The sequence below is a fragment of the Streptomyces sp. NPDC107538 genome (assembly GCF_055657445.1).
In genome coordinates this window covers 464,381-476,721 of record NZ_JBVKAY010000005.1, presented here as the reverse complement: position 1 = coordinate 476,721, position 12,341 = coordinate 464,381, and the positions used below count along the sequence as shown (strand labels likewise).

The window sequence follows — 12,341 nt, the reverse complement described above, 5'->3', positions numbered from 1 at the left end:
GATCACCCGGCCCACGTGACGACGACCGTCGGGCCCACCTCTCCACCGGGGGAAACATGCGTAAGCGTGCCACTGTCATCGCCGTCTCCGGCGCACTCGCCCTGTCCGCCTTCGCCGTTCCGGCCGCGCAGGCCGATGAGGCGCCGGTACCCGGCAGCCTCGCGGCGGCCACCCCGTTCGGGGCCGTCGCGGACGAGATCGTCGGCGACACCGTCATCAAGAAGGTCACCGTCAACGGTGGCAAGGACATCGTCGTCGGCACCTCCAAGAAGAAGAGCGTGACCATCTCGGTCACCGCGACCGACCCGTCGGGCATCGAGGACGGCTACGCCTTCCTGTGGAAGGGCGACGACATCGACTCCGGCGACGTCGTGGGAGTGGTGGCCCCGGACGCGGAGAACGGCACCTGCACCGTGGTCAACGCGACCACCTCCACCTGCAAGGTGACCGTCGTCGCCGACCCGAACGAGAACATCTACGGCAACGTCCTGGCCGGTAAGTGGCACGTCTGGGCCGGTGCCGCGGCCAACGACGGCGACTACATCATCAAGGAGAAGTACTCCACGGCCAGCGTGAAGCGCGCCTCCGCGCTGACCGTCAACGCCGCTCCCGAGCCGGTCAAGAAGGGCAAGACCATCACGGTCACCGGCAAGCTGACGCGCGCCAACTGGGACACGCTCAAGTACGCGGGCTACACCAGCCAGTCGGTGAAGCTGCAGTTCAAGAAGAAGGGCACGTCCGTCTACAAGGACGTCAAGACGGTCAAGTCGGGCTCCGGCGGTGCGCTGAAGACCACCGTCAAGGCGTCCGCCGACGGTACGTTCCGCTACGTGTTCGCGGGCACCTCCACCACGCCCGCCGTGACCTCCGCGGGCGACGCCGTCGACGTGAAGTAGGTCGCGGGCGGCGGTAGGTGAGACAGGGCGTCGGCTCCGGGATTCCCGGGGCCGGCGCCTTTTCCGTAAGGCGGGAGTCGGACTTTCGTAAGAGGTGACTTAAGGGATCGGGGAGCGTGGGGAACGCGTGTTCTGATCATCCGGGCCAAAAGGTCCCACGATCACTCTTTCTCCACCTGGGGAACGCATGCGCACAAGAGCCACCGCGGCAGCCGCCTTCGGCGCCCTGGCCCTCTCCGCCCTCGCCGTGCCGTCCGCGCAGGCCGCCGACGCGGCCGCGACGAGCGGCACGCCGTACACGCTGAACGTCAGCTTCTCGAACTTCAAGGTTGCCAAGTCCGTCAAGGTCGGCATCGGCGGCACGGTCAGCACGGCGGTCTCGTTCACGCTGACCCACGGCAGCACGGTCAAGGTCACCGCGAAGGACTTCTTCGTCGAGCCCTTCCTGTACCACGGCACCTTCGGCGATGACGACACCCCGCAGCTCTTCGGTGACGACTTCGCCACCTGCAAGGTCGTCACCTCGACCACGGAGAGCTGCACCGGCACCATCGACATCCGGCCGGGCGAGGGCGATCTGCTCAACTCGCAGGCCGGGGCCTGGAAGGCGGGCGCCGACGCCATCGCCTTCAACGGCCAGGACCCCACCAGCGACAAGATCGACTACAGCAAGCTCGGGTACAAGGAGCAGGGCGGCCTCGGCTCCACCCTCGTCCAGCGGCTCTCCAAGCTGACCGTCAACGCCGGGCCGGAGCCGGTCACCAAGGGCAAGACGGTCACCGCGACGGGCAAGCTCACCCGCGCCGACTGGCAGAGCCACACCTACAAGGCCTTCGCCAAGCAGCCGGTCAAGCTGCAGTTCCGCAAGGCCGGCACCAGCACGTACACCACCGTCAAGACGGTCTACTCGGACGCCTCCGGCAATGTGAAGGCCACCGGCACCGCCCGGTACGACGGCTACTGGCGCTTCAGCTACGCCGGTGTGACCACGACGGCGCCGGTCAGCGCCAGGGGCGATTACGTCGACGTGAAGTAGAGCCAGGCGTGAAGTAGGGCCAGGCGTGAAGTAGGGCCCGGGACAGGCTCGTTCATGCGGGGAAGCGGCGGTCCACCCACCTCCACAGGAACTCCAGGGCCGCCGCGGCCCCGGCCGCGATGGCGACCGCGGTCCACGGCATCGTCGTACCGACCAGGCGCAGGGCGAAGAAGTCCTGGAGCCAGGGGACGACGAGGACCACGACGAAGCAGGCGGCCATCGCGGCGACCAGGCCGAGGCGCCACCAGGTGTAGGGGCGGGCGATGATGGCCAGCACCCACATGGAGATCAGGAAGAGCGTGAGGGTGGCGGCGCTGGTCTCCGCCTCCAGCGCGCCGTCGCCCGTGTAGTGGTGGCGGGCGATCAGGTAGGTGACGAAGGTGGCCACGGCCGCCAGGACGCCGCCCGGGATCGAGTAGCGCATCACCCGCCGGACGAAGTGCGGTCTCGCCCGCTCCTTGTTGGGGGCGAGGGCCAGGAAGAACGCCGGGACGCCGATCGTGAGGGTGGAGAGCAGGGTGAGGTGGCGGGGGAGGAAGGGGTACTCCACCTGCCAGCAGACCACCAGGACGGCCAGCAGCACCGAGTAGACCGTCTTCACCAGGAAGAGGGTCGCCACGCGCGTGATGTTGCCGATCACCCGGCGGCCCTCCGCGACCACCGACGGCAGCGTCGCGAAGCTGTTGTTGAGCAGGACGATCTGGGCCACCGCCCGTGTCGCCTCCGAGCCCGAGCCCATCGACACCCCGATGTCGGCGTCCTTGAGGGCGAGCACGTCGTTCACGCCGTCGCCGGTCATCGCGACCGTGTGGCCGTGCGACTGGAGCGCGCCGACCATGTCCCGCTTCTGCTGGGGGGTCACGCGGCCGAAGACGGTGCCCGAGTCGAGGGCCGTCGCCATCTCGGCCCGCTCGGCGGGCAGCCGGCGGGCGTCGACGACCTCGCCGCTGAGGCCGAGCTTTCCGGCGACCGCGCCCACCGACACCGCGTTGTCGCCGGAGATGACCTTCGCGCGGACGTTCTGCTCCTCGAAGTAGCGCAGGGTGTCGGCGGCGTCGGGGCGCAGCCGCTGTTCGAGGACGACGAGGGCGGTGGGGTGGGCGCCGGTGGCGACCTCGGGGTCGTCCAGTGCGCGGGTGACCCGGGCCAGCAGCAGGACTCGTAGCCCCTCCTCGTTCAGCCGTTCGGTTTCGGTGAGGGCCGGGTCGTCCTCGGGGAGCAGGACGTCGGGGGCGCCGAGCAGCCAGGTGCTGGACTCGCCGCCACCCTCGCCGAAGGACGCGCCGCTGTACTTGCGGGCCGAGGAGAACGGCAGCGACTCCGTGCACCGCCAGTCCTCGCTGTCCGGGTAGGCGTCGATGACGGCCCGGAGGGAGGCGTTCGGGCGCGGGTCCGATTCACCGAGCGCGCCGAGGACCTTGCGTACGTACGCCTCGTCCGTCCCGTTGAGGGGGCGCAGCTCGGTGACGTCCATGCCGCCCTCGGTGAGGGTGCCCGTCTTGTCGAGGCAGACGGTGTCGACGCGGGCCAGGCCCTCGATCGCCGGGAGTTCCTGCACCAGGCACTGCTTGCGGCCGAGGCGGATCACCCCGATCGCGAAGGCGACGGAGGTGAGCAGGACGAGGCCTTCGGGGACCATCGGGACGATGCCGCCGACCGTGCGGGCGACGGAGTCCTTGAAGTCGTTCTCCTTCACGATCAGTTGGCTGATGATCAGGCCGATCGCGGTGGGGATCATCATCCACGTCACGTACTTGAGGATGGTGGAGATGCCGGAGCGCAGTTCCGAGTGGACGAGGGTGAAGCGGCTCGCCTCCTCGGCCAGCTGGGCGGCGTAGGCCTCCCGGCCGACCTTCGTGGCGGTGAACGCGCCGCCGCCCGCGACCACGAAGCTGCCCGACATCACCTGGTCGCCGGGCTGCTTGACGACGGGGTCGGCCTCGCCGGTGAGCAGGGACTCGTCGATCTCCAGGCCGTCGGTCTCGACGCACTCGCCGTCGACGACGACCTTGTCGCCGGGGCCGATCTCGATCAGGTCCCCGAGGACGATGTCGGAGGTGCCGACGGACGTGGCGGCCCCGTCCCGGCGGACCGTCGGTCTCGCCTCGCCGATCACCGCGAGGGAGTCGAGGGTCTTCTTCGCCCGCCACTCCTGGATGATGCCGATGCCGGTGTTGGCCAGGATCACGAAGCCGAACAGGCTGTCCTGGATCGGCGCGACGGCCAGCATGATCACCCAGAGGACGCCGATGATCGCGTTGAACCGGGTGAAGACGTTCGCGCGGACGATGTCCACCAGGGAGCGGCTGCTCCGTACGGGTACGTCGTTGACCTCGCCGCGGGTGACGCGTTCGGCCACCTCGGCGGCCGTCAGGCCACGGGCCCGCCCCGGTGGTGCGGTGGCCGGGGCGGGGGTGGGGTGCACAGGATCGAGCTCGGTACCCGCGTCGATGTGCGTCATGCATTCGACGGTACGTGGGGCTCCGCCGTTGTGCCGGGTGTTGTGGGCCGGGGGTTGAGTGGGTGCCCTCGGTCGATGCCGGACTCCGGGGGCTGCCGCCCCCGGGCCCCCGCTGTCGCCCTTCGGGCTCGTCCTCAATCGCCGGACGGGCTCAAGGGGTGGGGGGCGGTGCTTCTACGTCTACGTCGCCGGACGGCTCAGCTGCCTGCGGGGCGCGCCGTCACATCGTCGGCGTCGGCGTCGGCGTCGGCGTCGGTGGCCTCGGCCGCGATGCGGTCGGCTTCGGCGGCCTTCGCGTGGGCCTTGGTCTCGGCGGCCTCCGCGGCCTTTGTCTCCGTCACCGCCCTGCGGGCCGCGTCGCGCTTGATCGCGGCGTCGCGGCGGCGGACGTAGTAGATGCCGATGAAGCCGAGGCCGCCGCCCGCGAGGCAGGTCCAGATCCACCAGGTGTGGCCGTGGTCGTCGTACCAGCCGTAGAAGGGGAGCTGGACGACGAAGAGGACGAGCCAGAGGATCGTGCCGCCGATGATGACCGGCACCACGGGGCCCTCCAGGGGCTCCGGTGCCTCGTGCTTGGGGGTCCACTTCGCCATGGGGCACAGCTTACGAGGCGTCGGGGTCTACGCGCGGAGATGGCTTTACCGGCCATGTATGTTCATACTGAAACGGTTTCTGATTGGCTACTTCTGTTCGTAGAAAACTCCAACGGTCGGGGGATCGGTGGGGGATGAGGTCTCGTATGTCCCCGCAGGGCTCCTTCGACCGCTACTTCCGGATCACGGAACGCGGCAGCACGCTGTCGCGTGAGATCCGAGGCGGTTTCGCCACCTTCTTCGCGATGGCGTACATCATCGTGCTGAACCCGATCATCCTGAGCAGCGCGAAGGACATGTACGGGCATCAGTTGGACTACGGCCAGCTGGTCACCGCGACCGCGATCACCGCCGCCTTCACCACGCTCCTCATGGGGGTCATCGGCAATGTGCCGATCGCGCTGGCGGCGGGCCTCGGCGTGAACACGGTCGTCGCGTTGCAGCTCGCGCCGCGGATGTCGTGGCCGGACGCGATGGGCATGGTCGTGCTGGCCGGTTTCATCGTGATGCTGCTGGTGGCGACGGGGCTGCGGGAGCGGGTCATGAACGCCGTGCCGCTGGGTCTGCGCAAGGGCATCTCCATCGGTATCGGTCTGTTCATCATGCTGATCGGGCTGGTGGACTCCGGTTTCGTCACCCGTATCCCGGACGCCGCGCACACCACCGTGCCGCTGCAGCTGGGCGCGACCGGGCATCTGAACGGCTGGCCGGTGCTCGTCTTCGTCCTCGGCGCGCTGCTGACGCTCGCGCTGATCGTGCGCAAGGTGCCGGGGGCGATCCTGATCTCGATCGTCGCGATGACACTGCTCGCGGTGGTCGTCGAGGCCGTCGCCAAGCTGCCGGCCGGGGCCTGGGGGCTGACGACGCCGAAGTGGCCCGGCAACCCGGTCGCGACCCCCGACTTCGGGCTGATCGGAGAGGTCAGTCTCTTCGGCGGCTTCGCGAAGGTGGGTGTGCTGACCGGCGTCCTCTTCGTCTTCACGGTCCTGCTGTCGTGCTTCTTCGACGCGATGGGCACGATCATGGGCGTCGGTGACGAGGCGAAGCTGACCGACGCGGACGGTCAGCTGCCGGGGATCAACAAGGTGCTCTTCGTCGACGGCATCGCCGTCGCGGCCGGTGGTGCCAGCTCCTCGTCCGCCACGACCTGCTTCGTGGAGTCGACGGCGGGGGTGGGCGAGGGGGCGCGCACCGGCTTCGCGAATGTGGTGACCGGTGCGCTGTTCGCGGTCGCGCTGTTCCTGACGCCGGTCGCCACGATGGTGCCCTCCCAGGCGGCGACCCCGGCGCTGCTCGCGGTCGGGTTCCTGATCCTCGCGAACTCCGTCCGCGAGATCGATTGGGCCGACTATACGATCGCGATTCCGGCGTTCGTGACGATGGTGATGATGCCGTTCACCTACTCGATCACCAACGGCATCGGCATGGGCTTCATCACCTTCGTCGTGCTGCGCCTGGCCGCGGGGCGTGGACGCGAGGTTCCGGTCGCGATGTACGTGGTGGCGGCGGTCTTCGGCTTCTACTACCTGATGCCGGCGCTGGGTCTGACGTGAGCCGCCCGCAGGCTCCCGGGGTCCCCCTGACCCCGGCCCCTCAGGTCACCCCGTAGAACTTCTCCGTCTCCTCGACGGCGGTCTGGAACCGCTCGTCGAAGTCGTCCCGAATGAGCGTCCCGATGACATAGTCCTGGACGCTCATTCCCCTTTTCGCCGCGTGGGTCCGGAGCCGTTCGAGCAGCTCCTCGTCTATCCGCAGGCTGAGCACAGTGGTCCCCATGTGTACGAGGGTCAGGTGTGCACTGTTCTGTCGTGTCACGTTCTGCGTACTAGTCACTCATATGAGTGACGTGAGGGCTGGATCGGTGTGAATCGGCAGGCATGTCGGCGTGAGTGGCGGGTCTCACGGGCACGGGTGTGGAGTTCCGGTGGTCTTTAGCGAGAGTAATGAGTTACGCTAAAGAACATGCCTGACCTGAACCATGGCGACGACGAGGCCGCTGTGAACGCCCTCCGTTCCGCCGTGATGCGCCTGTCCCGACGGCTCAAGCACCAGAGGGTCGACGAGTCGCTGAGCCCGACCGAGATGTCGGTGCTCGGCACCCTCGCCCGCTGCGGCACCGCCACCCCCGGTGAGCTGGCCCGCAAGGAGCATGTGCAGCCGCCGTCGATGACCCGGATCGTCGCCCTGCTGGAGAGCAAGGGGCTGGTGAAGCTGGAGCCGCATCCCGAGGACCGGCGGCAGAAGGTGGTCACCCAGACCGAGCGGGCCGAGGCGATGTTGGAGGAGAGCCGGCGCAAGCGGAACGCGTTCCTCGCCACGCTGGTCGAGGGGCTCGACGAGGAGGAGTGGGCCGCGCTCCGGACCGCCGCGCCGGTGCTGGAGAAGCTCGCGCACCTCTGATCCCGCGCCCGGCCGCCGGGTGCGCGCCGGAGCCGGTCGGGCACGCCGGATCGACCGCCGGTACGCCCCTGCCGACAGCCCGTGCGCCGCCTGGGGGTGGGCATGGGCCGAGCCGAAAACCAGCAGACAGAACAGGAGCGGTGAGGCTTACGCAACCGCACGACGTACACACGTGTCACGCAAGGAGGCGAACCCCTTTGAGTACGGGCCCCGGAACACCTTCCGTCCCCGCACCCCCGCCCGCCCACGAGCCCCCGCCGCCCCCCACCGACGTACGGGAGGCACCGCCGGATACCACCGGCCCCGCGAAGTCCGGGGCCCCGGCCCCCGCCGACCCGCTTGACGCCGCCGAGGCCTCCGAGGCCTCCCGGGCGGTACCCGAGGCGGCCGAGACCGCCGATCTCCCGCCGATCGGCCCCGATTTCGCGCCGGTCGGCCCGGGGCCTTCGCCGGTCGGCCCCGAGGTCCCGGCCGATGTCTCTGCCGCCGCCGGTTCAGCCCCCGTCGCCCCCGGTCCTCCGGCGGACGCCCCCAAGGGCCCGGCTGGCCGTGAACGGGTGTCCATGTTCCGGTCGTTGCGGGTGCGGAACTATCGGCTGTTCTTTCTCGGGCAGGTCGTGTCGAACATCGGCACGTGGATGCAGCGGATCGCGCAGGACTGGCTGGTGCTGAGTCTGACGGGGGCGTCGACGGCCGTCGGGGTGACGATGGCGCTGCAGTTCCTGCCGATGCTGCTGTTCGGGCTGTACGGCGGGGTGCTGGTCGACCGGTTCCCGAAGCGGCGGCTGCTGTTCCTGACGCAGACGTCGATGGCGGTCACGGGGCTGGCGCTCGCCGCGCTGACGCTCTCCGGCCAGGTCCAGGTGTGGCACGTGTATGTGGCCGCCTTCGCCATGGGCATGGCCACCGTGGTGGACAACCCGGCCCGGCAGTCGTTCGTGTCGGAGATGGTCGGGCCGGAGCAGCTGCAGAACGCGGTCAGCCTGAACTCGGCGAACTTCCAGTCGGCCCGCCTCGTCGGCCCCGCCGTCGCCGGTGTGCTGATCACCACCGTCGGCACGGGCTGGGCCTTCCTCTACAACGGCCTCTCCTTCATCGCCCCCATCACCGGCCTGCTGCTGATGCGGACCCGCGAGCTGCACCCCGTCCGCCGCGCCCCCCGCGCCAAGGGCCAGCTCCGCGAGGGCCTGCGCTATGTGGCCGGACGCCCCGAGCTGCTGTGGCCCATCGTCCTCGTCGGCTTCATCGGCACCTTCGGCTTCAACTTCCCCGTCTGGCTGTCGGCGTACGCGGACGACGTGTTCCACGCCGACGCCGGCGCGTACAGCCTCTTCAACACGCTCATGGCGGTCGGCTCCGTCTCCGGCGCCCTGCTCGCGGCCCGCCGCGGCACCGCCCGGATGCGCGTGCTGATCGGGGGCGCGCTCGCCTTCGGCCTGCTGGAGATCGTGGCCGCGCTGGCACCGGCGTACTGGATCTTCGCCCTGCTCATGGTCCCGATAGGGATGTTCGGGCTGACCGTGAACGTCACCACCAACACGGCGATCCAGATGAACACCGATCCCGTGATGCGCGGCCGGGTCATGGCCCTCTACATGATGGTCTTCCTCGGCGGTACGCCGCTGGGCGCGCCGATCGCCGGCTGGGCCACCGACGCGTACGGCGCCCGGATCGGCTTCGTCGCCGGCGGTGTCGTCGCCACGGTCGCCACGGTCGTCGTGGGTCTGATCCTCGTCAGGGCCGGTGGGATGCGGCTGTCGGTGGGGTGGAACCAGGGGCATCCCCGGGTTCCCCGGGTGCGGGTTCTGGCCCGGGAGCGGGCTGGGAAGAAGGAGTCGGTGCCCGTCTGAGCGGTCGCGCTCCGCCGGGGTCGCGCTCCGCCGGGTCGCGCTCCGCTGGGTCGGCCGACGCCGAAAGGGGTGCCGCGCCGCGTCTTCGGCGGCTGCCGCGCCGTCGTGGCTCGGCGCGCCGTTCCCCGCGCCCCTGACGGGGCGCGGTGGGAGGGTGGCGGGCATGAGACTCTTCGCCGCTGTGCTGCCGCCCGATGAGGTCGTCGAGGAACTCGGCCTGCTGGTCGGGGAGTTGAAGGGGCTGCCCGGTGCGGACCGGTTGCGGTGGACCGCGTCGCCCGGCTGGCACTTCACGCTCGCCTTCTACGGAGAGGTCGAGGAGGACGTCGTACCGGAGCTGACGCGGCGGCTGGAGCGGGCCGCGGGGCGGAGCGCGCCGTTTCCGCTGGCGGTGCGCGGCGGCGGACAGTTCGGGCACGGGCGGGCGCTGTGGGCCGGGGCCGAGGGGGACCTCGGGGCGTTGCGGCTGCTGGCCGACCGGGCGGAGGCGGCGGCGCGGAAGGCCGGGGTGCCGATGGGGGAGCACCGCCGGTACACGCCCCATCTGACCGTGGCCCGCAGCCGGACGGACCTCGACGTACGGCCGTACGTCGCCGCGCTCGGCGCCTTCGCCGGGCGGACGTGGACGGTGTCCGACCTGGCGCTGGTGCGCAGCGCGCTGCCGACGTCGGGGGTGGCGGGGGAGCAGCCTCGGTACGAGGCGGTGGGGCGGTGGGCGCTGGCCGCGGGGCGCTGACCGCCGGGGGTGTTCGATGGGGGCCGGGGGTGGGCGGTTAGGCTCGGTGGTGTGGACCCGAAGACCCGTAACCGGATCATGGCCGGTGTGCTTGTGCTGATGTTCGCGGTGGTTGCTCTCGCGGCGGCGCTTGGTAGGTGACCGCCGGGTGAGTGAGTGCCCTGTGTGTGACCGCCGGGTGAGTGAGTCGGGGAACTGCGGGCCGTGGTCGGCTGCGGGCCGGTGGGGCTTCTCGCGCAGTTCCCCGCGCCCCTGAAGACGTAGGGCGCCCCCTGTTACCAGGCGAAGGCCTCCGGGGATGGGCCCGGGCCCGGGAAGATCTCGTCCAGGGCGGTCAGGAGTTCCTCGCTCAGGTCCAGCTCGGACGCCCGGATCGCGGAGTCGAGCTGCTGGGCCGTGCGGGGGCCGACGATCGGGCCGGTGACGCCGGGGCGGGTCAGCAGCCAGGCGAGGGCGGCCTCGCCGGGTTCGAGACCGTGCTTGTCGAGCAGGTCCTCGTACGCCTGGACCTGGGCGCGTACGGCACTGTCGGCGAGGGCGTCCGCGGCCCGGCCCGAGGCGCGGCGGCCCTGCTTGGCCTCCTTCTTGATGACGCCGCCGAGCAGCCCGCCGTGCAGCGGTGACCAGGGGATGACCCCGAGGCCGTACTCCTGCGCGGCCGGGACGACCTCCATCTCGGCGCGGCGCTCGGCGAGGTTGTAGAGGCACTGCTCGCTGACGAGGCCGATGGTGCCGCCGCGGCGGGCGGCGGTCTCGTTGGCCTGGGCGATCTTGTAGCCGGGGAAGTTGGACGAGCCGGCGTAGAGGATCTTGCCCTGCTGGACCAGTACGTCGACGGCCTGCCAGATCTCGTCGAACGGGGTGGCCCGGTCGATGTGGTGGAACTGGTAGACGTCGATGTAGTCCGTCTGCAGCCGCTTGAGGCTGGCGTCCACGGCGCGCCGGATGTTGAGGGCGGACAGCTTGTCGTGGTTGGGCCACGCATCGCCGTCGGCGGCCATGTTCCCGTAGACCTTGGTCGCGAGGACGACCTTGTCGCGGCGCTCGCCGCCCTGGGCGAACCAGTTGCCGATGATGCTCTCGGTGCGGCCCTTGTTCTCGCCCCAGCCGTAGACGTTCGCCGTGTCGAAGAAGTTGATGCCCGCGTCCAGCGCCGCGTCCATGATCGCGTGGCTGTCCGCTTCGTCCGTCTGCGGACCGAAGTTCATCGTGCCGAGGACCAGCCTGCTGACCTTGAGTCCCGTGCGTCCGAGCTGTGTGTACTTCATGACCCCTAAGCCAAGGCGGTGGAGTGCGCTCTAGGCAAGCGGGATCTTGACGCTAACCAGGGGTTAGTGCTTTCCTTCGGGAAGTGTCCTCGCTTGAACTTTCAAGGAGAAACGTGTCCCCCACCACGCCTGCCCGCCGCGCCCTCGTCGCCGCCCTCGCGGCCGTAGCGCTCACGTCCACCGTCGCCGTCGTCCCGGCCGTCGCGGCACCGCGCGCGGTCGCCGAACGGGGCGCGTACGGCGATGCCGCGCGCGTCGGCCAGTACCAGAAGGCCGTTGCCGTACGGGTCCTCAAGGGGGTGTTCGAGGACGGGAACACGGCGGTCGTGGACCGGTATGTGCGGCCGGACTACATCCAGCACAATCCGCTCGCGCCGGACGGGGCGGAGACGCTGAAGGGGCTCGCCGGGATGATGAACCAGCAGTTCCCGGACGCCGCGTACGACGTCAAGCGGGTCATCGCCCAGGGCGACCTCGTGCTCGTGCACTCCAACGTCGTGCTGACACCCGGCAGTCGGGGCTCCGCCGTCTTCGACGTCTTCCGGTTCCAGGGCGGGCGCATCGCGGAGCACTGGGACGTCGTCCAGGAGGTGCCGGAGTCCTCGGCCAACGGCAACGACATGTTCTCCACGGTCAGTCGGCCGCGCACCGACGTGCCGGGACCGGCCTGGCTGACCTCGTACAACGAGAAGCTCGTGACCAAGGCGTTCGACCGGCTGCTGGCGCGGAAGGATCTGTCGGCGATCGACAGGTACTGGGGCCGTGAGTACCACCAGCACAACCCGAACATCCCCGACGGGGTGGAGGGCGTGAAGGCCGGTCTGGGCGCCTACTTCCAGCAGTTCCCGTCCCTCACCGTCTCGCGCAAGCGCGTCGTCGCCGAGGGCGACCTCGTCGCCGTCCACAGCCACTACGTGAACGCGCCGGGGGAGCGGGGGCAGGCGGTCATCGACCTCTTCCGGGTGCGGAACGGGAAGATCGTCGAGCACTGGGACGCGCTCCAGGACGTACCGGAGACATCGGCGAACGACAACACGATGTTCTGACCCCCCGCGAACGACAACACCATGTTCTGACCCCCCGCGAACGACCCGCCGCCCG

At 69.9% G+C, this 12,341-nt stretch carries 11 protein-coding genes; 7 read left to right on the top strand and 4 right to left on the bottom strand.

The genetic code is table 11. The annotated features are described in order from the left end of the window. The first annotated feature begins 56 nt into the window (after window positions 1-56). Window positions 57-896, top strand: coding sequence for a calcium-binding protein (locus ACZ7MG_RS20510; protein WP_471388968.1), 840 nt, complete (start codon window positions 57-59; stop codon window positions 894-896). 187 nt (window positions 897-1,083) lie between these two features. Continuing rightward, the gene (locus tag ACZ7MG_RS20505) at window positions 1,084-1,932 is read left to right on the top strand and encodes a hypothetical protein (RefSeq protein WP_471388970.1); all 849 of its coding nucleotides are present in this window, start codon (window positions 1,084-1,086) and stop codon (window positions 1,930-1,932) included. A gap of 52 nt (window positions 1,933-1,984) precedes the next feature. On the opposite strand, the gene ACZ7MG_RS20500 is transcribed toward ACZ7MG_RS20505, so the two are convergent. Together ACZ7MG_RS20500 and ACZ7MG_RS20495 are read right to left on the bottom strand one after the other, a co-directional pair. After that, complete coding sequence (locus ACZ7MG_RS20500; protein WP_471388973.1) at window positions 1,985-4,393, bottom strand: HAD-IC family P-type ATPase; 2,409 nt, start codon at window positions 4,391-4,393, stop codon at window positions 1,985-1,987. A 197-nt stretch (window positions 4,394-4,590) separates the two neighbouring features. Next, the gene (locus tag ACZ7MG_RS20495; protein ID WP_471388976.1) at window positions 4,591-4,986 is read right to left on the bottom strand and encodes a DUF2530 domain-containing protein; all 396 of its coding nucleotides are present in this window, start codon (window positions 4,984-4,986) and stop codon (window positions 4,591-4,593) included. A 146-nt stretch (window positions 4,987-5,132) separates the two neighbouring features. On the opposite strand from ACZ7MG_RS20495, the gene ACZ7MG_RS20490 reads away from it, so the two are divergent. After that, the gene (locus tag ACZ7MG_RS20490; RefSeq protein WP_471388979.1) at window positions 5,133-6,539 is read left to right on the top strand and encodes an NCS2 family permease; all 1,407 of its coding nucleotides are present in this window, start codon (window positions 5,133-5,135) and stop codon (window positions 6,537-6,539) included. A 40-nt stretch (window positions 6,540-6,579) separates the two neighbouring features. Here ACZ7MG_RS20490 and ACZ7MG_RS20485 read toward each other — a convergent pair whose 3' ends face one another. Beyond that, the gene (locus ACZ7MG_RS20485; RefSeq protein WP_086764347.1) at window positions 6,580-6,762 is read right to left on the bottom strand and encodes a ribbon-helix-helix protein, CopG family; all 183 of its coding nucleotides are present in this window, start codon (window positions 6,760-6,762) and stop codon (window positions 6,580-6,582) included. A 186-nt stretch (window positions 6,763-6,948) separates the two neighbouring features. On the opposite strand from ACZ7MG_RS20485, the gene ACZ7MG_RS20480 reads away from it, so the two are divergent. The 3 genes from ACZ7MG_RS20480 (at window position 6,949) to thpR (ending at window position 9,972) form a co-directional block, all read left to right on the top strand. Beyond that, window positions 6,949-7,386, top strand: a complete 438-nt coding sequence (locus ACZ7MG_RS20480) for a MarR family winged helix-turn-helix transcriptional regulator (RefSeq protein WP_216591233.1) — start codon at window positions 6,949-6,951, stop codon at window positions 7,384-7,386. A gap of 197 nt (window positions 7,387-7,583) precedes the next feature. Then, a complete protein-coding gene (locus ACZ7MG_RS20475) occupies window positions 7,584-9,236 on the top strand; it encodes an MFS transporter (RefSeq protein ID WP_471388983.1) in 1,653 nt (550 codons plus the stop codon). A gap of 163 nt (window positions 9,237-9,399) precedes the next feature. Continuing rightward, on the top strand, window positions 9,400-9,972 hold the full coding sequence (gene thpR / locus ACZ7MG_RS20470) for an RNA 2',3'-cyclic phosphodiesterase (RefSeq protein ID WP_471388986.1): 573 nt from the start codon (window positions 9,400-9,402) through the stop codon (window positions 9,970-9,972). Between the two features lie 275 nt (window positions 9,973-10,247). Here the strand turns inward: thpR and ACZ7MG_RS20465 are convergent, their stop codons facing one another. Continuing rightward, window positions 10,248-11,240 (bottom strand): aldo/keto reductase, encoded by a 993-nt coding sequence (locus ACZ7MG_RS20465; RefSeq protein WP_471388988.1) that lies wholly within the window; start codon window positions 11,238-11,240, stop codon window positions 10,248-10,250. 113 nt (window positions 11,241-11,353) lie between these two features. On the opposite strand from ACZ7MG_RS20465, the gene ACZ7MG_RS20460 reads away from it, so the two are divergent. Continuing rightward, window positions 11,354-12,286, top strand: coding sequence for a nuclear transport factor 2 family protein (locus ACZ7MG_RS20460; RefSeq protein WP_471388991.1), 933 nt, complete (start codon window positions 11,354-11,356; stop codon window positions 12,284-12,286). Window positions 12,287-12,341 lie beyond the last annotated feature (55 nt).